General features: G+C 71.2%; 20 protein-coding genes. 11 read left to right on the forward strand and 9 right to left on the reverse strand.

Annotated features, from left to right (window positions below; translation table 11 throughout):
- Positions 1 to 47: 47 nt before the first annotated feature.
- Positions 48 to 824: a class I SAM-dependent methyltransferase gene (locus tag ACZ6JE_RS07290; protein WP_192061329.1), complete on the reverse strand. Its 777-nt coding sequence runs from the start codon at positions 822 to 824 to the stop codon at positions 48 to 50.
- A gap of 41 nt (positions 825 to 865) precedes the next feature.
- Here ACZ6JE_RS07290 and ACZ6JE_RS07295 point away from each other — a divergent pair, with 41 nt between their 5' ends.
- Positions 866 to 1,609 carry a phosphoglyceromutase gene (locus ACZ6JE_RS07295; protein ID WP_192061330.1) on the forward strand — a complete coding sequence of 248 codons (744 nt, stop codon included), beginning with the start codon at positions 866 to 868 and terminating at the stop codon, positions 1,607 to 1,609.
- Positions 1,610 to 1,799: 190 nt separating this feature from the next.
- Here ACZ6JE_RS07295 and ACZ6JE_RS07300 read toward each other — a convergent pair whose 3' ends face one another.
- Both ACZ6JE_RS07300 and phoU read right to left on the reverse strand, forming a co-directional pair.
- Entirely contained in the window at positions 1,800 to 2,333 is a 534-nt protein-coding gene (locus ACZ6JE_RS07300; protein WP_192061331.1) for a P-loop nucleotide/nucleoside kinase family protein, read from the reverse strand.
- A 92-nt stretch (positions 2,334 to 2,425) separates the two neighbouring features.
- Entirely contained in the window at positions 2,426 to 3,079 is a 654-nt protein-coding gene (phoU, locus tag ACZ6JE_RS07305) for a phosphate signaling complex protein PhoU (protein WP_192061429.1), read from the reverse strand.
- A 194-nt stretch (positions 3,080 to 3,273) separates the two neighbouring features.
- Here phoU and ACZ6JE_RS07310 point away from each other — a divergent pair, with 194 nt between their 5' ends.
- Both ACZ6JE_RS07310 and ACZ6JE_RS07315 read left to right on the forward strand, forming a co-directional pair.
- Positions 3,274 to 4,530, forward strand: coding sequence for a sensor histidine kinase (locus ACZ6JE_RS07310; RefSeq protein ID WP_192061332.1), 1,257 nt, complete (start codon positions 3,274 to 3,276; stop codon positions 4,528 to 4,530).
- Positions 4,527 to 5,210, forward strand: coding sequence for a response regulator transcription factor (locus tag ACZ6JE_RS07315; protein WP_192061333.1), 684 nt, complete (start codon positions 4,527 to 4,529; stop codon positions 5,208 to 5,210). Before ACZ6JE_RS07310 ends, ACZ6JE_RS07315 begins: the two co-directional genes overlap by 4 nt.
- A 173-nt stretch (positions 5,211 to 5,383) precedes the next feature.
- On the opposite strand, the gene ACZ6JE_RS07320 is transcribed toward ACZ6JE_RS07315, so the two are convergent.
- On the reverse strand, positions 5,384 to 6,028 hold the full coding sequence (locus ACZ6JE_RS07320; protein ID WP_192061334.1) for a hypothetical protein: 645 nt from the start codon (positions 6,026 to 6,028) through the stop codon (positions 5,384 to 5,386).
- Between the two features lie 133 nt (positions 6,029 to 6,161).
- Here ACZ6JE_RS07320 and ispD point away from each other — a divergent pair, with 133 nt between their 5' ends.
- The 3 genes from ispD to rlmB are packed head-to-tail and all read left to right on the forward strand — an operon-like array spanning position 6,162 to position 9,941.
- Positions 6,162 to 7,475 (forward strand): 2-C-methyl-D-erythritol 4-phosphate cytidylyltransferase, encoded by a 1,314-nt coding sequence (gene ispD, locus ACZ6JE_RS07325; RefSeq protein WP_464318575.1) that lies wholly within the window; start codon positions 6,162 to 6,164, stop codon positions 7,473 to 7,475.
- 4 nt (positions 7,476 to 7,479) lie between these two features.
- A complete protein-coding gene (gene cysS, locus ACZ6JE_RS07330; RefSeq protein ID WP_464318576.1) occupies positions 7,480 to 8,898 on the forward strand; it encodes a cysteine--tRNA ligase in 1,419 nt (472 codons plus the stop codon).
- Positions 8,895 to 9,941 carry a 23S rRNA (guanosine(2251)-2'-O)-methyltransferase RlmB gene (rlmB, locus tag ACZ6JE_RS07335; RefSeq protein WP_192061337.1) on the forward strand — a complete coding sequence of 349 codons (1,047 nt, stop codon included), beginning with the start codon at positions 8,895 to 8,897 and terminating at the stop codon, positions 9,939 to 9,941. Before cysS ends, rlmB begins: the two co-directional genes overlap by 4 nt.
- Positions 9,942 to 10,004: 63 nt before the next feature.
- On the opposite strand, the gene ACZ6JE_RS07340 is transcribed toward rlmB, so the two are convergent.
- On the reverse strand, positions 10,005 to 11,288 hold the full coding sequence (locus tag ACZ6JE_RS07340; protein ID WP_192061338.1) for a DUF4032 domain-containing protein: 1,284 nt from the start codon (positions 11,286 to 11,288) through the stop codon (positions 10,005 to 10,007).
- A gap of 122 nt (positions 11,289 to 11,410) precedes the next feature.
- A complete protein-coding gene (locus ACZ6JE_RS07345) occupies positions 11,411 to 12,511 on the reverse strand; it encodes an ABC transporter ATP-binding protein (protein WP_192061339.1) in 1,101 nt (366 codons plus the stop codon).
- 282 nt (positions 12,512 to 12,793) lie between these two features.
- Between ACZ6JE_RS07345 and ACZ6JE_RS07350 the strand changes: the two genes are divergently transcribed.
- Positions 12,794 to 13,783: a DsbA family protein gene (locus ACZ6JE_RS07350; protein ID WP_464318577.1), complete on the forward strand. Its 990-nt coding sequence runs from the start codon at positions 12,794 to 12,796 to the stop codon at positions 13,781 to 13,783.
- A 19-nt stretch (positions 13,784 to 13,802) separates the two neighbouring features.
- Here ACZ6JE_RS07350 and ACZ6JE_RS07355 read toward each other — a convergent pair whose 3' ends face one another.
- Positions 13,803 to 14,345 (reverse strand): metallophosphoesterase family protein, encoded by a 543-nt coding sequence (locus ACZ6JE_RS07355; protein ID WP_464318578.1) that lies wholly within the window; start codon positions 14,343 to 14,345, stop codon positions 13,803 to 13,805.
- A 117-nt stretch (positions 14,346 to 14,462) separates the two neighbouring features.
- Here ACZ6JE_RS07355 and ACZ6JE_RS07360 point away from each other — a divergent pair, with 117 nt between their 5' ends.
- The 3 genes from ACZ6JE_RS07360 to ACZ6JE_RS07370 all read left to right on the forward strand — a co-directional run bounded on the left by ACZ6JE_RS07360 (position 14,463) and on the right by ACZ6JE_RS07370 (position 18,305).
- Positions 14,463 to 15,596 (forward strand): AI-2E family transporter, encoded by a 1,134-nt coding sequence (locus ACZ6JE_RS07360; RefSeq protein WP_192061342.1) that lies wholly within the window; start codon positions 14,463 to 14,465, stop codon positions 15,594 to 15,596.
- Positions 15,597 to 15,880: 284 nt separating this feature from the next.
- Positions 15,881 to 17,806, forward strand: a complete 1,926-nt coding sequence (locus tag ACZ6JE_RS07365; protein WP_320479404.1) for an MDR family MFS transporter — start codon at positions 15,881 to 15,883, stop codon at positions 17,804 to 17,806.
- On the forward strand, positions 17,787 to 18,305 hold the full coding sequence (locus tag ACZ6JE_RS07370) for a MarR family winged helix-turn-helix transcriptional regulator (protein WP_464318579.1): 519 nt from the start codon (positions 17,787 to 17,789) through the stop codon (positions 18,303 to 18,305). Before ACZ6JE_RS07365 ends, ACZ6JE_RS07370 begins: the two co-directional genes overlap by 20 nt.
- A gap of 338 nt (positions 18,306 to 18,643) precedes the next feature.
- On the opposite strand, the gene ACZ6JE_RS07375 is transcribed toward ACZ6JE_RS07370, so the two are convergent.
- Both ACZ6JE_RS07375 and ACZ6JE_RS07380 read right to left on the reverse strand, forming a co-directional pair.
- Positions 18,644 to 19,687, reverse strand: coding sequence for an NAD(P)-dependent alcohol dehydrogenase (locus ACZ6JE_RS07375; RefSeq protein ID WP_243216540.1), 1,044 nt, complete (start codon positions 19,685 to 19,687; stop codon positions 18,644 to 18,646).
- 216 nt (positions 19,688 to 19,903) lie between these two features.
- A complete protein-coding gene (locus tag ACZ6JE_RS07380) occupies positions 19,904 to 20,845 on the reverse strand; it encodes an ROK family protein (protein ID WP_464318580.1) in 942 nt (313 codons plus the stop codon).
- 112 nt (positions 20,846 to 20,957) lie between these two features.
- Between ACZ6JE_RS07380 and ACZ6JE_RS07385 the strand changes: the two genes are divergently transcribed.
- Positions 20,958 to 21,881 (forward strand): carbohydrate kinase family protein, encoded by a 924-nt coding sequence (locus ACZ6JE_RS07385; protein WP_320479406.1) that lies wholly within the window; start codon positions 20,958 to 20,960, stop codon positions 21,879 to 21,881.
- Positions 21,882 to 21,949 lie beyond the last annotated feature (68 nt).

The raw sequence follows: 21,949 nt of genomic DNA on the forward strand, positions 1-21,949 counted from the left end.
CCCGGGGTGCGCCCGCGTCTGACCGGGCGCCCGGCCGGCCTCGCGACTCAGGCCCGGGGTGCGACCGCCTGCCACGGCAGCGACAGCTCGCCGAGCCGCCAGCGCGAGCGACCGTGCCGAACCGGCCACCCGCCGTCGCGCAGCCCCTGCACCGTCGCCAGCCAGCGCTGCACCGGGCCGTACACCGACAGCGGCGCCGCGACGGCCCACTGGCGATCGAGGTCGACGAGCAGGTCGTGCACGCGCTCGCCCGCGACGTTGCGGTGGATGAGCGCCTTGGGCAGCCGCTCGGCCACGATCGACGGCACGTCGAGCTCGGCCAGCCGCAGCGACACGGTGAACGCTTGCGGCCCTTCGGGCGTCACGTCCACCCAGCTCGCCACGCGTCCGATCTCGTTGCAAGTTCCCTCCACGAGCACGCCGCCGGGCTGCAGCCGCGCGGTCATCAGCGCCCAGGAGTCGGCCACCTGCGACTCGTCGTACTGCCGCAGCACGTTGAACGCCCTGATCACGGCGGGTCGGCGGTCACCGTCGAGCGGCACCTCGAAACCGCCCCGGCGGAAGCTCACGCCCGGTCGCGCCGACAGGTTCGCGAGTCTGACCCGCTCGGGATCGATCTCGATGCCCACCACCTCGACGTCGGGGCGGACCCGCAGGAGGCGCTGGTGCAGTTCGAGAGGGGTCGTCGCGCTCGCCCCGTACCCCAGGTCGACCACCAACGGGTCGTCCGCCCGGCGGAACGACGGGTGCGCGGCGATCCACCGGTCGACGCGGCGGAGCCGGTTGGTGCCGGTCGTGCCGCGGGTGATCGAACCGATGGGCATGCGCCGAGTCTGCCAGCATGTCGTCGCGATACGCTTGTCGCATGACTTCGACCCTCATCCTCCTGCGTCACGGCAACAGCGAATGGAACGCGAAGAACCTCTTCACGGGATGGGTCGACGTGCGACTCACCGAGCAGGGTCGCGCCGAGGCCAAGCGGGCCGGCGAGCTGCTGCGCGACAACGACCTGCTGCCCGACATCCTCTACACGTCGCGGCTTACCCGTGCCATCCAGACCGCCGACATCGCGCTCGAAGAGGCCGACCGGTTGTGGATCGACGTGAAGCGCTCGTGGCGGCTCAACGAGCGCCACTACGGCGCCCTGCAGGGCAAAGACAAGGCTCAGACGCTCGAGCAGTACGGCCCCGAGCAGTTCCAGACCTGGCGTCGCTCGTTCGACGTGCCGCCGCCCCCGCTCGACGACGACAGCGAGTTCTCTCAGGCCCACGACAAGCGCTACGCCGAGCTCGGCATCGACGCCCCGCGCACCGAGTCGCTGGCCCTCGTCATCGAGCGGATGCTGCCCTACTGGCACAGCGACATCACCGAGAGCCTCGCCGCCGGCGACGTCACGCTGGTGGTGGCCCACGGCAACTCGCTGCGCGCCCTGGTCAAGCACCTCGACGGCATCGGCGACGACGAGATCTCCGAGCTGAACATCCCCACCGGCATCCCGCTGGTCTACGAGCTCGACGACGACTTCGCGCCGACCGGCCCCGGCCGGTACCTCGACCCCGAGGCCGCCGCCGCGGGTGCCGCCGCGGTCGCGAACCAGGGCAAGAAGTAGCTCGAACCGCTCTGCTGCCGCCCTCAGACGGGTGTGGGGCGGGTTCGCGTCATCCGGGGCGGGTCAGCGCTGGCCCGCCGCGGAGGACACCGACCCGCCGCACCCGACCCGGCCGCACGCGAGCCCGCCGCACGCGAGCCCGCCGCACGCGAGTCCGCCGGCAGGCGAGCCCGCCGCACCGGGCGCCCGGCTAGACGAACTGCTCGCTGATCTCCAGCACCAGCGCGTCGATGTCGACCGGGGTGCTCGTGTCGACGCGGATCACCGGCCACGCCCCCAGGGGCTCGGCGGCGGCCGCCCACTCGCCCCACGCCGCGCGGGTCGACTCGACCGTCCCGTGGGCCGGGTGCCGCCCGCCCGCCGCGATCCGGTCGACGCTGCGCTGCAGCGCCACCTCGGGGTCGACGTCGCACCAGACCTCGACGGTGCGGGGCGACCCGGCGCGGGCCACGCCCGACCGTGCGCCCTCGAGCTCGGTCGGACGATGCCAGAACGCGTCGACGACCACGCCCGCCTCGACCTCGGCCGCCATCGACCACACGGTCTCGTGGGCGATCCGGTCGATCGCCTCGGGGGCGACCATCGGCCCGGCCAGGTCGACCAGCGCCTCCTCGACGGGGTCGTGGGCGAGCAGCGGGCAGCCCAGCACACCCGCGAGCGTGGCCGAGAGGGTGGTCTTGCCCGAGCCGGGCAGACCGTTGACGAGGATCGCGACTGAAGCCATCCCGCCATCCTCTCGCAGTTCTGCGAGGGCGGACGCGAAGGAGGCGCGGTGTCCGTCGGGCGGACACCGCGCCTCCTCGGCGATGCGGGTTCTCAGACCTCGGATGCGACCCAGTCGCCGGTCGCCAGGTACTGGACCTTCTTGGCGATGGAGACCGCGTGGTCGGCGAAGCGCTCGTGGTAGCGCGAGGCGAGGGTGGAGTCGACCGTGTCGACGGCCGCGCCCTTCCAGGTCTCGCCGAGCACCTTGTCGAAGACGCTGAGGTGCAGCTCGTCGATGCGGTCGTCGTCGTTGCGGATCTCCTCGGCGAGGCGCACGTCCTCGGTCGTCAGCAGCTCGGTGAGCTTGTTCGCGATCGCGACGTCGAGCTCGCCGAGCTCTTTGAACGTCGGGCGCAGCGACTTCGGCACGACCTTCTCGGGGAACCGGTAGCGCGCCAGCTGGGCGATGTGCTCGGCCATGTCGCCCATGCGCTCGAGCGAGGCGCTGATGCGCAGCGCGCTCACGACGATGCGCAGGTCGCGGGCGACCGGGTTCTGGCGGGCCAGGATGTCGATGGCCAGCTCGTCGAGGGCGATGGCGCGCTCGTCGATGGCGTCGTCGTCGGCGATGACCTGTTCGGCCAGCGACACGTTCGACTCGTTGAAGGCCGTCGTGGCGTTCTTGATCGAGATGGCGACGAGGCCTGAGATCTCGACCAGGCGCTCCTGGACCTCTTGCAGCTCCTGCTGGAATACCTCGCGCATGTCGTAGTCGACCCTCTCGTAGCTCGCGGGGGCGTGGACGCCCGGCAGCGGGGGCGATGTCGCCCGCACAGTCCAGTCCAGCCTCATGGGTGAAGGTTAACGACCGGTGCCGGTGGCCTGAACACTCACCAAAGTACAGGCCGTCGCAGCCCCTCCCGTTCATCATGCCCCGCGCGGGTCACTATCGTGATGGCATGGACTCAGCCTGGTTGGTTCCGCTGTCGCTGGCCTTCGGGGCCGTGGCCGGTGCCGCGATCGTCATCGTCGTGGTGGCGGCGCACGCCAGGTCCGTCAAGGTGGCACGGCTCGTCGAGGTGTCGCTGCCCGACGGCATCGACGCCGTGCTCGACGCGCTCGAGTCGGCGGGCGTCGTCGTCGACCCGTCGGGCAACGTGCTCAAGGCGTCGCCGCGGGCCCTGCAGCTCGGTCTGGTCTCGGCGCAGCAGCACCTCGTGCACGCCGAGATCGAAGACCTCGTGGCCCTCGCCCGGCGCGAAGGCGAACCGCAGGCCGACGAGCTCACCCTCGCGCGCCTCCCGGGCAGCGAGGCGACGTTCGTGCTGGGCGTGCGCGTGGCGCCGCTCGGCGGTCGGTACGTGCTCGTGCTCGCCGAAGACCGCAGCGAGGGGCGTCGTCTCGACGACATGCGGCGCGACTTCGTCGCCAACATCAGTCACGAGCTGAAGACCCCGATCGGCGCGGTCGGGCTGCTGGCCGAGGCTCTCGAGTCGGCCTCGTCCGACCCCGAGCAGGTGCGGCACTTCGCGAAGAGCCTGACCCGCGAGGCCGGTCGCCTGGGGCGCCTCACACAGGACATCATCGAGCTCTCGAGGCTGCAGGCGACCGACGCCCTCGAATCGAGCGAGCCCATCGACGTGCGCGTCGTCGTCGACACCGCCGTCGACCGCAACCGCGTCGTCGCCGACGCCCGCGGCATCTCGCTGGTCGTGCGCGGCGGCCGGCATGCGACGGTGCTCGGCGACGAGCAGATGCTCGTGACGGCCGTCGACAACCTGATCGCCAACGCCATCAACTACTCGCCCGACGGCTCGCGGGTCGGCATCGGCGCCACCGTCGACGACTCGGGCACCGTCGAGGTGGCCGTGACCGACCAGGGCTACGGGATCCCCGACGACGAGCTCGACCGCGTCTTCGAGCGCTTCTACCGCGTCGACCCGGCGCGGTCGCGGCGGACGGGCGGCACCGGGCTCGGGCTCGCCATCGTGAAGCACGTGATCCAGAATCACGGGGGCGACGTGCGCGTCTGGTCGCAGGTCGGCAAGGGCAGCACCTTCACCCTCCGTCTGCCCGAGGCGCGCACGCAGCCGGAGACCCGATCGACCCCCCTGCCGGTCACCACCCGACAAGACCGCACCGCCCGACACGACGGCGCCCGAACAGACGGCGCCCGCCGTGAGGGCACCACCCGACAAGACATCGAGGCACGATGACGACCCACATCCTGATCGTCGAAGACGAGGAGTCGCTCAGCGAACCGCTGGCGTTCATCCTCGAGCGCGAGGGCTACCGCACGACGGTCGCCGAAGACGGCCCCGCGGCGATCGCCGCGTTCGAGAAGGGCGGCGCCGATCTGGTGCTGCTCGACCTCATGCTCCCCGGCATCCCCGGCACCGAGGTCTGCCGGGTCATCCGCACCAGGTCGCAGGTGCCGATCGTCATGCTGACCGCGAAAGACAGCGAGGTCGACATCGTCGTCGGGCTCGAGCTCGGCGCCGACGACTACGTCACGAAGCCGTACTCGACGCGCGAGCTGCTGGCACGCATCCGGGCTGTGCTGCGCCGCCGCGTCGACACCGACGACCTCTCCGACTCGATGCTCGAGGCCGGCGACATCCGGATGGACGTCGAGCGTCACGTCGTCACCGTGCGCGGCACCGACATCGCCATGCCCCTGAAGGAGTTCGAGCTGCTCGAGCTGCTGATGCGCAACGCCGGCCGGGTGCTCACCCGCGGTCAGCTGATCGACCGCGTCTGGGGCGCCGACTACTTCGGCGACACCAAGACGCTCGACGTGCACATCAAGCGCATCCGCTCGAAGATCGAGGCCGTGCCGTCCGAGCCGAAGGCCCTGGTGACCGTGCGCGGACTCGGGTATCGCATCGAGGCCTGACCCGCGCCTCCTGCCCGGGGCCCTCGCCCTCTCGTTCCCCGACCGGAGCCGAGGAGGCGCGGGTCGGGGCGGACGACATCCCGACCGGAGCCGAGGAGGCGCGGGTCGGGGCGGACGACGAGAGGCCCGGCCCCGCAGACTGCGGGCCGGGCCTCTCGTGGTGCGTGCGGTGCCTACGGAGCGGTGGTGGCGCTCGGCGTGGCGCCCTCTTGGGTCGTGCCCTCGTTCGTCTGGCGGTCATTGCCCTCGGGGTTGGCGCTGGACTCGGGGAGCGGCGTCGAGTCGGTGCCCGGCTCGGCGCTCGTGGCGGGGGAGGGGAGCAGCGTCGCGTACTCGGGCAGATCGCCGTTGAGCACGGGCACCTGGAGGGTCTTGCCGGTCTCGGTGCCGTACTGGATGTAGACGGGGAGCAGCGAGCCGACCGTGAGGTCGAGGTCGGACATGAGCAGCTGCTCGTCGCCCTCGGTCGTGCCGCGGCTGACCTGCGAGTCGCCCTCGACCGTGACGGTCTCGGTCTGGCGACCGGCCTCGGTCTCGTACTGGAACGAGACGTCGACGCTGTCGTCGCCCGTGTTGAGCACGACCATGCTGAGGCTGGCCTCGGTGCCATCTTCGGTCAGCGCGATCGCGTTGCGCACGGCGACGTCGCCGATGTTCAGGCTCGTGCCGTCGCTGGCGTCGTACTGCTTGAGGGTCGCCTGGGGGCTGATGAAGTTGCACCCGGCGGCGACGAGCACGACGCCAACCCCGACGGCGGTGGCCGCCACGGTGCGACGGGCGAGCGCCGATCGAAGTTCCAGCACAGATCCGTCTCGCACGGGTGTCCTCCAGGATCCAGTCAAAGCAAAAGGTCTCTACAGCCTAGCCACCGCGGGGCAGGCCGGAGGGTAAGGGAGCCCTTACCGGTAGGCCCCCATGTTAGCCTGTGAGCCGCAGGATGGAGCCAGATTGATGCAGTTCGAGCCCGGCGTGACCGAGGTCGACGATCTGCTCGTCGACGTCGCCCGCGCAGTCGTCGTCGTCGCCGCCGGCAGCGGCACCCGTCTCGCCCAGGGGGCGCCCAAGGCCTTCGTCGCGGTCGCCGGCCGCAGCATCCTCGAGCGGTCGCTCGAGTCGATCTTCGCGTCGGCCGACCCCGTGCAGGTGGTCGTCGTGGTGCCGGCTGCGCTCGTCGACGAGTCGCGCGCCCTGGTCGACTCCGTCGCCGGGCCGGCGTCGGGCTACGCGTCGGTCGTCTCCGGCGGCGCGAGCCGTCAGGCCTCGGTCGCGGCCGGCCTCGCCCGCGTCGCCCCCTCCGTCGCGACCGTGCTCGTGCACGACTGCGCCCGACCGTTCACCCCGACGGCGCAGTTCGACCTCGTCGCCTCGACGGTCGAGCGGACCGGTCACGGGGTCGTGCCGGGGCTGCCCGTCAGCGACACCATCAAGCGCGTCGGGTCCGCCGGCGAGGTCGTCGAGACCGTCGACCGCTCCGAGCTGGTCGCCATGCAGACGCCGCAGGGGTTCCCCCGGGCCGAGCTCGACGCGGCCTACGCCACGGCGGGCGCCGAGCACACCGACGACGCAGCGCTCTTCGCCGCGCACGGGCACCGGGTCGTCGTCGTCGAGGGCGACCCCGTGGCCTTCAAGATCACCACCCCGTGGGATCTCCGCCGGGCCGAGACGATCGCCCGCGAGCGCGCCGCAGCCGCGCCCGCCCCCGCCGCCGCCTCTGCCGCCGCCGAGCGCGGTTCGAACCCCGCCGCCGAGCGCGGTTCGCGCTCCGACGACGACGCGCACCGGCTGCGCACGGGTCTGGGCGTCGACGTCCACGCCTTCGACGACCGCCAGCCGCTGCACCTCGGTCTGCTGCACTTCGAGGGCGAGGCGGGTCTCGCCGGGCACAGCGACGGCGACGCCGTCGCGCACGCCCTGGTCGACGCCCTGCTGTCGGCGGCGGGCCTCGGCGACATCGGCTCGATGTTCGGCACCGACGACCCGCGCTTCGCCGGCGCGAGCGGCGAGGTCTTCGTCACCGCGACGCTCGAGCGCCTGACCGCGGCCGGGTTCGACGTCGTCTCGGCGGCGGTGCAGGTCATCGGCAACCGCCCGCGGCTCGCCCGCCGTCGCCTCGAGATGGAGGCGCGGCTCATCGAGGTCGTCGGCGCACCGGTCAGCGTCTCGGCGACCACCACCGACGGGCTCGGCTTCACCGGGCGGGGCGAGGGCGTCACGGCCATCGCGACCGCGCTGGTCGCCGTGGTCGACGGCACCTCAATAGGCTGATCGCGTGACAATCCGCCTCTACGACTCCCGCGCCCAGGCGCTCGTCGACTTCGAACCGCTCGTCCCCGGTCAGGTGGGCCTCTACGTCTGCGGGCCGACCGTCCAGTCGTCGCCCCACATCGGGCACCTGCGCTCCGCCCTCGTGTACGACCTGTGGCGCCGCTGGTTCACCTACCGCGGTCTCGACGTCACGCTGGTGCGCAACGTCACCGACATCGACGACAAGATCCTCGCCCTGGCCGCCGGCACCGACGAGCAGTGGTGGGCACGCGCCTACCGCTACGAGCTCGAGTTCACCGCCGGCTACCAGGCCCTCGGCATCCTCGCGCCGACCTACGAGCCCCGCGCGACGGCGAGCATCAGCGAGATGCAGCAAATCGTCGAGCGGCTGATCGAGCGCGGGCACGCCTACGCGGCGGACGACGCCTCGGGCGACGTCTACTTCGACACGGCGAGCTGGCCCGCCTACGGGGCGCTCACCCGGCAGGACGTCGCCGACATGGCGTCGGCCGCCGACGCCGACCCGCGGGGCAAGCGCGACCCCCGCGACTTCGCGCTGTGGAAGGGCGCGAAGGCCGACGAGCCCACATCGGCCGCCTGGTCGTCGCCCTGGGGCGAGGGTCGACCCGGCTGGCACATCGAGTGCTCGGCCATGTCGCGTCGCTACCTCGGCCCGGCCTTCGACATCCACGGCGGCGGTCTCGACCTGAGGTTCCCGCACCACGAGAACGAGCTGGCCCAGTCGACGGCGGCCGGCGACGGGTTCGCGCGGCACTGGCTGCACAACGGTCTGGTCAACGTCGACGGTCAGAAGATGTCGAAGTCGCTCGGCAACTCGATCTTCGCCGCCGAGTTCCTCGAGAAGGCCCGACCCGTCGTGGTGCGGTACTTCCTCAGCGCCGCGCACTACCGGTCGACTATCGACTACCACGACGGTGCGCTGGTCGAGGCCGATGCGGCGCTCGACCGGGTCGAGACCTTCCTGTCCCGTGCCGAGCGCCGCCTCGCCGGCACGCGCTTCGCCTCGGTCGGCGCGCGGGTCGTCCCCGACGACTTCGCCGCCGCGATGGACGACGATCTCAACGTGCCTCAGGCGATCGCGGTGCTGCACGACGCGGTGCGCGCCGGCAACTCGGCCCTCGACGACGGCGACCTCGACACGGCCGCCCGCGAATGGCAGCACGTGGCCGCCATGGTCGCCGTGCTCGGCATCGATCCGCTCGCCCCCGAGTGGCGCGACGACGACGAGGGCGCGGCGCACCGCGCGCTCGGTGCCGTGATCGACGTACTCTTGGCGGAACGCCAGCATGCCCGGGCCGATCGCGACTTCGCACGGGCCGACCAGATCCGCAGCACCCTCTCGGGTGCCGGGATCCTCATCGAAGACACCCCCAGCGGGTCGCATTGGAGCTTGGAACAGTGAAGAACACCAGCGGAGCACGTAAGGGCCGTCCCGGCAACAGTGCCGTGCGGCAGGGCAGCAAGGGCAAGCAGGTCGGCAGCGGCGGGCAGGGTCGTCAGGCCCTCGAGGGCAAGAAGCCCACCCCCGCGGCCGAAGACCGCCCGTACCACCCCGCCGGCAAGGCGAAGATCGCCCGCGAGCGACTCGAGAGCGCCCGCGGTCGCAGCAGCAACGGCCCGCGCGCCGGTTCGCCGATCGCCGGTCGCGGCGGGGCGAGCGACGCGCAGCGTCGTCGCCCGAAGTCGGCCGACGACCACGAGATGGTGACCGGTCGCAACTCGGTGCTCGAGGCGCTGCGCACGCGCATCCCCGCGTCGACGCTGTACATCGCGGCCCGCATCGAGATGGACGACCGCACGAAGGAGATCCTGCAGCTCGCCACGCGACGTGGTCTGCCGGTGCTCGAGGTCATGCGCCCCGAACTCGACCGTCTGACCGGGGCCGACTCGGTGCACCAGGGCGTCGCCCTCAAGGTGCCGCCGTACGAGTACGCGCACCCGATGGACATGCTCGAGACGTCGATCAAGCGTCAGCAGAAGCCGCTCTTCGTCGCCCTCGACGGCATCACCGACCCGCGCAACCTCGGGGCGATCATCCGCTCGGTCGCCGCGTTCGGCGGTCAGGGCGTCATCGTCCCGCAGCGTCGCTCGGTCGGTCTCACGGCCTCGGCCTGGAAGACCTCGGCCGGCGCCGCGGCGCGCATCCCCGTCGCGATGGCCTCGAACCTCACGCAGACGCTCAAGTCGTTCAAAGAGCAGGGCGTCTTCGTGGTCGGCCTCGACGGCGGCGGCGATGTCATGCTGCCCGGTCTCGAGCTGGCCGACCGCCCGATCGTGGTCGTCGTCGGCAGCGAGGGCAAGGGCCTCTCGCGCATCGTCGCCGAGACCTGCGACGCGATCGTGTCGGTGCCGATCACCGGCGCCGTCGAGTCGCTCAACGCCGGCATCGCCGCGTCCGTCACGCTCTACGAGATCTCGAAGCTGCGGGCCGAACGCAAGAAGTGAGCCCCTGCAGGAGGCGCGGATCGGGGTCGTCCCGGCCCGCGCCTCCTGCGTTCTCCGGCCGGGTCAGACCTTGCTGCGCCAGTCGTCGTCGTCGAGCGACTCGGCCTCGGGCAGCGCGATCGACTCCGTCGGCGGCTCGATCACCATCTGCTCGTCACGACGGTGCCGCAGCACGTCGTTGATGTACGAGGTGAGCGCCTCGGCGATCGGCACGTCGCGGTTCTCCTGCTGCGAGCGGTACCAGCGGTGCTCGAGCAGCTGGTGGAACACCTCGGCCGGCTCGAGACGCCCGCGCAGCTCGCGGGGGATCGACCGGACGACGGGCTCGAAGACGCGGGCCGCCCACTCGTGCGCGATCATCTCCTCGTCGTTGTCGTTGTTGCCCGTGCGGAGCCGGTAGGCGTCGAGGTCGTTCAGCAGGCGTCGGGCCTGGTTCTCTTCGACGTCGAGACCGGTGAGACGCAGCAGGCGCCGCGAGTGGTGACCCGCGTCGACGACCTTCGGCTGTATCTTCACCTGGGTGCCGCCCTCGGCCGTCTTGATCGCGAGCTCCTCGATGTCGAAGCCGAGGTCGTTCAACCGCTCGACGCGGTCGTTGATGCGCCAGCGCTCGGAGCTCGAGAAGGTCTCGCTGCCGGTGAGCTCCGTCCAGAGGCTGCGGTACTTGGCGACGATGCCGTTGCTGACGTCGACGGCGTCGAGGTTGTCGTCGAGTCGCCCGCCCGCCTCGAGGTCGAGCAGCTCGCCGGCGATGTTGACGCGGGCCACCTCGAGGTCGTTCTCGCGCTGACCGTTCGACAGACCACCGGGGTAGAGCTTGCCCGTCTCGGCGTCGACCAGATACGCCGCGAAGGCGCCTGCGTCGCGACGGAACAGGGTGTTCGAGAGCGACACGTCGCCCCAGTAGAAGCCGATGATGTGGAGGCGCACCAGCAGCAGGGCGAGCGCGTCGACCAGTCGCTTGGCCGTGTCGGGTCGGAGGGTCTGCGAGTAGAGCGCCCGGTAGGGCAGCGAGAACTTCAGGTGCCGCGTCACGAGCACCGGGTCGAGCGGCGAGCCGTCCTCGTCGTGCCGGTTCGTGATGACGGCGAGCGGGTCGACGCAGGGGATGTCCATGCGCTGCAGGGTCCGCAGCATCTCGTACTCGCCCCGGGCCATCTCGCCCGAGGTCTCCTTGATGGCGATGACGTAGCCGCTGAGGTGGGCGAAGCGCACCAGGTGCCGCGAGATGCCCTTCGGCAGCGTCGCGATGGCGTCGTCGGGCCAGGCCCCGAGGGGGAGATCCCAGGGGAGGTCGAGCAGGGCCGGGTCGACCGTGGCGGAGGTGATGTTGAGGGAGTCGGGCATCGTCTCGTGGTCTCTGTGTCTCTCGGGTGCGTCTCGGGGGTGTCTGACAGGAGGTACGGGATCGGCCCGACGAGTCACCGGGCTGGCGCCCAGGTGACCCGTCGGGCCGATGAGGTGTGCTGCTACGCGCTGATGACGGCCTTGTCGCCGAGGCGCTCGCCGCTCTCGGTGTCGAAGACGTGCACGTGGTGCGCCTGCGGCGTGATGTGGATCGTCTCGCCCAGCTTGGGGTGGTTGCGACCGTCGACGCGCACGACGATGTCGACGCGCTGACCGCCGACCTCGGTGTGACCGTAGAGGTAGCCGTCGGCGCCGAGCTCTTCGACGACGTCGACCGTGACCGCGAGGCCCTCGCCGGTGGTGTTGACGACGACGTCTTCGGGGCGGACGCCGACGGTGACGCTCTTGCCGTTGGCCTGGCCGACGGTGTCGCGGTCGACCGCGGTGACGGCGGTGCCGAACTGGATGCCGCCGTCGACGACGTCGGCGGGCAGCAGGTTCATGGCCGGCGAGCCGATGAAGCCGGCGACGAACACGTTCTGCGGCTTCTCGTAGAGGTCGCGGGGGCTGCCGACCTGCTGCAGGACGCCGTCCTTCAGGACCGCGATGCGGTCGCCCATGGTGAGCGCCTCGGTCTGGTCGTGCGTGACGTAGACGGTGGTGACGCCGAGTCGACGCTGCAGCGAGGCGATCTGGGTGCGGGTCTGCACGCGCAGCTTGGCGTCGAGGTTCGAGAGCGGCTCGTCCATCAGGAACACCTGGGGCTGACGCACGATGGCGCGGCCCATGGCGACGCGCTGACGCTGACCACCCGAGAGGGCCTTGGGCTTGCGGGCCAGGTAGGGCTCGAGGTCGAGCAGCTTGGCGGCCTCGAGGACGCGGGTCGCGCGCTCCTCCTTGCCGACGCCGGCGATCTTGAGCGCGAAGCCCATGTTCTCGGCGACCGTCATGTGCGGGTACAGCGCGTAGTTCTGGAAGACCATGGCGATGTCGCGGTCCTTCGGCGGCACGTCGGTGACGTTGCGGTCGCCGATGAAGATGTCGCCGCTGTTGACCTCTTCGAGACCGGCGAGCATGCGCAGGGTGGTCGACTTGCCGCAGCCGGAGGGCCCGACCAGCACGAGGAACTCGCCGTCGGCGACCTCGAGGTCGATGCTGTCGACCGCGGGGCGGGTCGAACCGGGGTACAGACGGGTTGCCTTGCTGAACGTGACTGACGCCATGATGTTTCTCCTTCACCGGCAGGTACGTGCCGGACGATCCGTTGTGAATGGATGGTGATCAGACCAAGAGGTCCGCGATGACCACCACCCGACAGTATGGCACCGAACCGAGACGGTCTCATGCGGCGTCCGGGGCGGGGACGGTATCGTTTTCGACACGGTCGTCCGGACAGTCGTCCGGTGCGGCCGGCACCCCCGACAGGGCGCTGCACTCGCAGACCCTCCCCACGCCCCCTACGACGCGACGGCGACACCCCGTGGCGCATCGGAGAGACCCGTTCCATGACTGACAACACCCCGGACGACAAGATCCTCACCAAGAACCAGCGTCGCGCCGCCGCGCGGCAGAAGGCTCAGCTCGCCCGCAAGAAGCAGAAGCGTCGTCAGAAGACCGGTCGACTGCTGCTGCAGGGCGGCATCGCGCTCGCTCTCGTGGCCGTCGTCGTGATCGTCGTCGTCGTCATCACGAACAGCATCAAGCCCGCCGGCCCCGGCCCCGCCAACATGGCCAGCGACGGCATCCGCATCGGCCAGGACTTCGTCGCCGAGACCACCCCGGCGCTCGCCGCCGACGACGAGCCGGTGCCCTCCGAGACGACGGCCGCGAGCGACACCGTCGACATCGTCGTCTACCTCGACTACCTCTGCCCGATCTGCGGTCAGTTCGAGGAGGCCAACAACGACTACATCGCCGGCCTCGTCGACTCGGGCGCGGCCACCGTCGAGTACCACCCGGTGGCGATCCTGACGAACTCGTCGGTAGGCACCCGGTACTCGAACCGCGCGGCCAACGCGGCCGCCTGCGTGGCGAACTACTCGCCGAACTCGTTCTTCGACTTCAACACCGCCCTGTTCGACCAGCAGCCGGAGGAGGGCACCCGCGGTCTCGACGACGCGACGCTGTCGGACATCGCGACGGGCATCGAGGGCGTCGTCGACCCGGCGCGCATCACGACCTGCATCGACGACGAGGAGTTCGCGTCGTGGGTCACCAACGCGACCGAGCGCGCCGTCGACGGCCCGATCCCGAACAGCACCGTCGACGCCCTGCCCGGCACCCCGCTGGTGCTGGTCAACGGTCAGCAGTACGAGGCGAGCACGCCGTTCACCAACGAGGAGTTCCGCAACTTCGTCGTGACGGCCGCCGGCAACAGCTACGCCGACAGCAGCACCGCCACCCCGACGCCGACGCCGACCGAGTCGGGCGCGCCCGCCGAGCCGGCCGAGAGCGAGACGCCCGCGGCGACGCCCGCAGCGACCCCCGCAGGCTGATCGCGGCCGGTGCCGCGGCTCAGGTCGTCCTGCGCGGGTGGGGGAGCACCCCGGGCCGCTTGACCGGCAGCTCGTGCAGCACGACGTCGCGCACCGCGCCGGCGTCGAGGGTGAGCGTCAGGTAGCTGGCGTGCGGCTGGCGGCGCCGATCCGTGGGCGACCCCGGGTTCAGCAGGCGGAGGCCCGCCGGGGTCGTCGTGTCCCACGGGATGTGGCTGTGGCCGAAGAGCAGGAGGTCGGTCTCGGGGAAGAGGCGGTCCATGCGGCTCTCGCGCGCCTCCTTGGCTCCGGTCTCGTGGACGACCGCGAGGCGGACGCCGTCGACGGTGGTCCGCACCACCTCGGGCAGTCTGTCGTCGAACTCGGGGCCGTCGTTGTTGCCGCGGACCCCGATCAGGAGGCGCGCGCGGGTCTCGAACTCGTCGAGCAGCGGCAGGCCGGTCCAGTCTCCGGCGTGCACCACGACGTCGGCGCGATCGACGGCGGCCCAGACGGCGGACGGCATGGCCCTGGCCTTCTGCGGCACATGGGTGTCGGACACGACGAGCACGGAGGTCGGCATCCCCCCACGCTAGGGGCGCGCGGGGCGATGCGGCCCGTTATCGTCGTTTCAGGGTTGGCTTGCTCTGTCGGCTCGTCAGCCTGACCGCAGCGCACCACCAGAAACGAGGACGACATCGTGGGACTCTTCCGCAGCCAAGCCACCGAGGTGGCCCGGCAGGACGCCGCCGTGCGTCACTCGCTCTGGGCGGACGCCTTCGGCGCGCTCGCGACGCGCGCCGTGCAGATCATCGCCGTGGTCATCGTGGCCGCCGCCCTCATCTACGTGTTCCTCAGCCTCAGCCTGGTGACCCTGCCGGTGCTGCTCGCGCTCATCTTCGCCTCGGCGATGCTGCCGGTGGTGTCGTTCCTCCGGAAGCACCGAGTGCCCTCGGTGCTGGCGACCCTCATCTGCCTCTTCGCCGTCGTCATCATCCTCGGCCTCATCGCCTGGCTGATCGTCTGGGCCGTCGAGAATCAGGCCGCCTCGCTCGTCGAGTCGGCGACGCAGGGCATAGAGCAGCTTCAGAACTGGATCACGACCCTGCCCTTCTCGATCACGGACGACCAGATCCAGGGCGGCATCGACGCGGTCACCGACTTCGTCACCAGCGCGCAGTTCGGCTCGGGCGCCCTCGCCGGCGCATCGGCCGTCGGCAGCTTCCTGACCGGTCTCGTGCTGATGATCGTCGTGCTGTTCTTCTTCCTCAAAGACGGCCCGGCCATCTGGGAGTTCATGCTCCGCCCGTTCCGCGGCGAGCAGTACGCCCGTGCGCGTCGCATCGGCGACAAGACGGTGTCGACCCTCGGCGGCTACGTGCGGGGCACGGCGACCGTCGCGGCCGTCGACGCGATCGGCATCGGCGTCGGCCTCTGGATCATCGGCGTGCCCCTGGCGCTGCCCCTGGCGGTCGTCGTCTTCCTCACCGCGTTCATCCCGCTCGTCGGGGCCACGGCGGCCGGCATCCTCGCCGCGCTCGTGGCCCTCGTCGCCAACGGCGTTCCGGCCGCGATCTGGGTCGTGGTCGTCGTGGTCGTCGTCAACCAGCTCGAGGGCAACTTCCTCCAGCCGGTGCTGATGGGTCGCACGCTGCAGCTGCACGGTCTCGTCATCCTGGTCGCCCTGACCGCCGGCACCATCCTCGGCGGCGTCGTCGGCGCGGTCATCGCCGTGCCGCTGATGGCCGTCGCCTGGGGCATCACCCAGGTCTGGAACGGCGAGCACGAACCCGCCGAGATGTTCCGCCAGAAGAGACGCGAAGAGGTCCGCTAGCGCTCTGGCGACCTTTCCCATCCGAGGAGGCGCGGTGCGAGTTCGACTCGCACCTCGCCTCCTTCGTCTGCTCCCGTGTGCGCGCCGAAAAAAAGTGCAGATTCTGCAGATAGATGGTTGCAAATCGTCAACCACCGAGTATGGTTGACATTCTGCAACCAACGGACCAGCCATCGGCGTCGGGTCCCCACCATCTCGAATCACCGGAGCGCACCTTGTCGCAGACCACGACCGCCGCGGGCACGAAGCCCGCGGCACCGCACGAACCGGGCGAAGCGCCCGGCATGAGCCACCGCGAAGTCCTCACGGCCCTCTCGGGTCTGCTGATGGGCATGCTCGTCGCGATCCTGTCGTCGACCGTCGTGTCGACCTCGCTGCCGCGCATCGTCAGCGACCTGAACGGCAGCCAGACCTCGTACACCTGGGTCATCACCGCGACCCTGCTGGCTACCACCGTGAGCACCCCGCTCTGGGGCAAGTTCTCGGACCTCACGAACCGCAAGGTGCTGCTGCAGGTCGCCCTGGTGCTGTTCGTGCTCGCCTCGGTCGCGGCCGGCTTCTCGCAGAACACCGCGACGCTGATCACGTTCCGTGTGTTCCAGGGTCTCGGCGCCGGTGGCCTCACCGCCCTGGTGCAGGTCGTCATGAGCGACATCATCAGCCCGCGTGAGCGCGGCCGCTACATGGGCTACCTCGGCGCCGTCATGAGCGTCGGCACCATCGGCGGCCCGCTGCTCGGCGGCGTGCTGACCGACAGCATCGGCTGGCGCTGGAACTTCTTCGTCGGCGTGCCCGTCGGCATCGCGGCCCTGATCGTCATCCAGAAGACGCTGCACCTGCCCGCCAAGCCGAAGAAGGCCGTCGTCGTCGACTACTGGGGCGCCGGGCTGATCGCCGGCGGCGTCTCGCTGCTGCTCGTCTGGGTGTCGCTCGGCGGCAAGCAGTTCGAGTGGAACTCGACCGCCAGCTGGCTGATGGGCGTCGGCGCCGCCGTGCTGCTCGTGCTCGCCGTGATCGTCGAGTTCCGCACCAAGGAGCCGATCATCCCGCTCACGCTCTTCAAGAACCGCACCTTCACGTTCGCGGTCATCGCCTCGCTCAGCGTCGGCGTCGCGATGTTCGGCACCAGCGTGTTCCTCGGTCAGTACATGCAGCTGGCGCGCGGTCAGTCGCCGACCATGGCGGGCATCCTGACTCTGCCGATGGTGCTCGGCCTGCTCATCTCGTCGATGGTCGCCGGTGCGCTCATCTCGAAGTACGGCAAGTGGAAGCCCTACATGATCGTGGGGTCGGTGCTGCTGGCCGCCGGTCTGTTCCTCATGTCGACCATCGAGTACGACACGAACTTCTTCGTCGTCTCGGTCTTCATGGCGATGATGGGTCTCGGCATCGGCATGGTGATGCAGAACCTCGTGCTCGTCGTGCAGAACTCGGTCGACGTGAGCGTCGTCGGGGCGGCCTCGTCGAGCGTCGCGTTCTTCCGCAGCCTCGGCGGCACGATCGGCGTCTCGGTCATGGGCGCCGTGCTCGGCACCAAGGTCTCGGGCTACATCACCGACGACCTGACCAGCGCCGGCGTCGACCCCAGCGCCCTCGGCGGCGGCTCGGCCTCGAGCATCCCCGACCTGAGCACGCTGCCCGGCCCGATCCGCACGATCGTCGAGTCCGCCTACGGGCAGGGCGTCGCCGACGTGTTCCTGATCGCCGCACCGCTCGCGATCATCACGATCGTGTTCGTCTGCCTGCTGCCGAACGTCGAGCTCGGCACGAAGAGCGGCATCCAGCGCGCCGCAGCGGCCTCGTCCGACGACGAAGGAGGCGCGGCTCCGGTCGACGGGAACGACGCGTCGCCTGCGGTCAAGGGTGCGGCGGCCACGGCCGGTCTGGCGCCTGCGGTGTCGAGCGGGCCGGCGACCGCCGGTGCTCCGACCTCCCCGGTCGACGCCGGAGTCATGACCGGGACCGGCGCCACGACCGATGCCGGGGCCGGGGCTGGGAACAGGGCCGGGTCCGACGCCGTGGCAGGGGCCGAGGCCGAGGCCGCGGGGCGTCACCACGCCCACACGACGACGCGCACCGGGACGATCGATACGATCATCGCGACGGGTGCCGCCGAGGTGGCGGGTCACCCGGTGTCCGACGACGAGCTGGCCGAGAGCCCGGTGTTCTCGTCCCTGGTCGAGGAGAAGGATGTCGCAGCGGACCGATGACGCGACGCGGGCGGGCGCGGTGCCGAGCGCACCGCGCCTCCCGAGCCCGGACGACGAGGGTCGCGAGGGGCTGATGGCGGGTGTGGTCGACGAGATCGGCTCGATGATGGTCGAGGCCAAGCGCACCATCGCAGCCGCGGCCTCGCGGTTCGACCGCGACGTGCCGCCGACGGCGTTCTACGTGCTGCGCTACGTCATGAAGCACCAGCCGTGCACCGCGGGCGACATCGTCAAGGCGATGGCGATGGACAAGAGCGCCGTCAGCCGCCAGGTCGCGCTGCTGCGCGACGCCGGGTTCGTCGACGTCGTGGCGGACGCGAGCGACGGCCGCGTGTCGATGCTCCGCAGCACCGAGCGGGCCGACGCCCGCATGCTCGAGGTGCGGCACGAGAACCGCGCCGTGTTCCGCAGCCACGTCGAGGGCTGGACGGACGACGAACTCGGCGAGTTCGCCGGCTGGCTCCGCCGCTTCAACACGCCGCCCGCCGGGCCCCGGTAGCTCAGGCGCCGGTGCCGGTGCTGGCGCCTGCTCCGGAGCGGGCGAGTTCGGCGCGGGCGGGCGGCGGCCGAGGCCCGGTTGCGCCGGACTGGACCGTGTTCGGGCGCGCGTCGTGGTCGCGGTGCGGCACGGACGCCCGCTTCCGCCGGACTCGCCCGGGGTCGCGCGCGACCCGACCCGCGCCTCCTCGGCCCCGACCCGCGCCTCCTCGGCCCCGACCCGCGCCTCCTCGGCCCGCGCCTCCTCGGCCCGCGCCTCCTCGGCTTTCGACGGCGGAGGCCGCACACCACGAAGGCCCCCTCCGCAGCACGCGGAGGGGGCCTTCGTCGGAGCAGGTGCTAGATCGTGGCCGTGTCGATCACGAAGCGGTAGCGGACCTTGCTGGCGACGACGCGCTCGTAGGCGTCGTCGACCTCGTCGGCCCCGATCGTCTCGATCTCGGCGCCGATGCGGTGCTCGGCGCAGAAGTCGAGCATCTCCTGAGTCTCGGGGATGCCGCCGATGTTCGAGCCCGCGAGACTGCGACGGCCGCCGATCAGCGACCCGGCACGGAACGACTGCGGGTTCTCGGGCAGACCGACGAACACCATGGTGCCGTTGAGACGCAGGGTGCGGGCGTAGGCGTCGATGTCCATGTCGGCCGAGATCGTGTTGATGATCAGGTCGAACGAGTTCTTGAGCTTGCCGAAGGTCTCGGGGTCGCTCGACGCGTAGTAGTGGTCGGCGCCGAGCTTCAGGCCGTCCTCCTGCTTCGACAGCGTCTGGCTGATGACGGTGACCTCGGCGCCCATGGCGTGCGCGATCTTGACGGCCATGTGACCGAGACCGCCCATGCCGACGACCGCGACCTTCTTGCCGGGGCCCGCGCCCCAGTGCTTCAGCGGCGAGTAGGTGGTGATGCCGGCGCAGAGCAGCGGAGCGGCCTCGTCGAGCGCGATGCCCTCGGGGATCGACAGCACGTAGTTCTCGTCGGCGACGATCTGCTTGGCGTACCCGCCGTAGGTGGGCTCGCCCGAGTACTGGCGGCCGTTGTAGGTCGCGACGTTGCCCTTGACGCAGAACTGCTGCTCGCCGGCCAGGCAGTTCTCGCACTCGCGGCAGCTATCGACGAAGCAGCCGATGCCGACGCGGTCGCCGACCTTGTGCTTGGTGACGTCGCTGCCGACCTCGGTGACGATGCCGGCGATCTCGTGGCCGGGCACCATCGGGAAGATCGCCTTGCCCCACTCTTCGCGGGCCTGGTGGATGTCGCTGTGGCAGATGCCGGCGAACGCGATGTCGATCTGGACGTCGTTCGGACCGACGTCGCGGAGCTCGACGGTCGAGTGCTCGAAGGGGGCGCCGGCGGACGGCGTCAGCAGAACGGGGACTGTGGTGGTCATGGGTTACCTCCGGGGTTGCGAGTGACTCGCGCGTCTGTGGGCGCGCTGATCTCCGACGACGCTGTGGGGGACGGTACGAGCCTAGGCGCGCCTCCCTGGGGCTTGCTCGTGACGGGAACCGTTCTCAGATCGGGGGCGTTCGCGAGGAGGCGCGGGCCGAGGAGGCGCGGGTCGAGGAGGCGCGGGTCGAGGAGGCGGGGGCCGAGGAGGCGCGGGTCAGCCGAGCAGGTCGGCCTGCCAGACGAGGGCGGCGGCCCCGACGAGCGGACTCTCGTCGCTCAGACCGGAGCGCACGACGCGGACGCGCCGGGCGTAGTCGTTGACCGGGGCCTCGTCGACGCTCTGGCGCACCAGGTCGAGGTAGTCGTCGCTGACGCGCGAGAAGCCCCCGCCGATCGCGGCGACGTCGAGGTCGAGCAGGGTCGTGACCGACGAGATGGCCTCGCCGACGGCGTTGGCCGATCGGCGGACGGCGGCGACCGCGATCTCGTCGCCGGCGACGTAGCCGGCGGCCAGGTCTTCGCCGCGCTCGCCCTGCCAGCCCTGCGCCTGCGCCCACGCGACGACGTTCGGACCCGATGCGATGACCTCGAGCGTGGCGGCCCAGGCGCTCTCGCCCTCGGGCCGGTCGGCGATCTGGATCTGGCCGATGTGACCGGCGTTGCCCGTGCCTCCGGAAAGGAGACGGCCGTTGACGATGAGCCCGCCGCCGACACCGGTCGAGACCGTGATCGCGAGCGCATTGTCGACACCCTGCGTGGCACCGACCCAGTGCTCGGCGAGGGCGAGGCTGACGCCGTCGAGTCGGAGGGTGACCGGGGCCGAGTCGGGCAGCGTGGCCGCGGCGAGCGAGGCGACCAGCTCGCGCAGCGGGTAGCCGCGCCAGGCGGGCAGGTTGATGGGCGAGACCGTGCCGGCGATGAGATCGACCGGGCCCGCGCTGCCGATGCCCGCACCGACGAGGACGTCGTCGCCCGGCAGGGACGCCAGGGCGTGGGTCACGACCGTGCGGACGGCCTCGGCCAGCTCGTCGGACGTCGATGTCGCACCCGTCGGACGCCGCTCGCGGCTGCCGTCGAGGAGGGTTCCGTCTGCGGCGACGAGCGCCGCCTCGACCTTGGTGCCGCCGACGTCGACGGCCAGTGCGTATTCGCTCACGTCGTCAGCGTAGCGGCGGGGTGCGACATCGGCCGGGCCCGGTCTAGGGTGACGTGTCGCCTCGTGACCCCGACGCCGAGGCACCCTACGGACCGCTATCGAGAGGCGCCTCATGACCACCAGCGAGGGACGCCCGCGCGGCGCCAGGGTCGTCGTCATCGGCGACGCGCTCATCGACGAGCTGCGCACCGAGACGGGCTCGAGCGATCACGTCGGCGGCGCCGGTCTCAACGTCGCCGTCGGTCTCAGTCGCCTCGGGGTGCCGACCACGCTGCTGGCGTCCATCGGCGACGATGCCGACGGGCGCTCGATCCGGAGCTTCCTCGCCGAGCACGGGGTCGACCTGCTCGAGACGGTCAACCCGCTCGGCACCGGTCGGGCCGTGTCGCTGCGGGTGGACGGCGAGCCGTCGTACGTGTTCACCGACGCCGCCGTCGCCCGCGGCCTCGACTTCTCTGCCGAGCAGCTCGCCGCCCTCGACGCGGCCCCGCTGATCGCCGTCAGCTCGTACCCGTTCGACGACGTGGCCCTCACCGACCGCCTGCTCGCGGTCGCCGGCGACTCGCCCCGCCGCCTGGTGGTCGACCCCAACCCCCGGCCCGGGTTCCTGCCGGGCGGCGACGCCCAGGTCGCCGCGTTCGGAGCCGGATTCGCCCGCGTGGCCGCGACGTGCCTCCTCGTCAAGATCGGCGACGACGACGCGGAGCTCGTCACCGGCGGCCCGCTGTCGGACTGGCAGGAGGCGCTGCTCACCGCCGGTGCCGGGGGAGTGCTCGCGACGCGCGGGTCCGACGGGGCGAGCCTGCTGCTGGCCGGCGGGGCGGAGCTGCGGCGCGGCATCTCGGCCGCCGACGGCGAGGTCGTCGACACGATGGGCGCGGGTGACGCGACCTTCGCCGCGATCGTCTCGTCGCTGCTCTCCGCGCGGCGCGAACCGGGGTCGGTGGACTGGGCCGACGCGCTCGGACGCGCGATGGACATCGCCGCCGCCACGGTGCGCTCGCCGGGGGCGCTGCTCCGCGCGCCGGGCCTCTGACGCGACCCGCGCCTCCTCGGCGATCGATGTGACGCGAAGGGGCGCTTGCGGCACGCGTCGGGCCCCCG

Source organism: Frigoribacterium sp. AC759 (assembly GCF_979256015.1).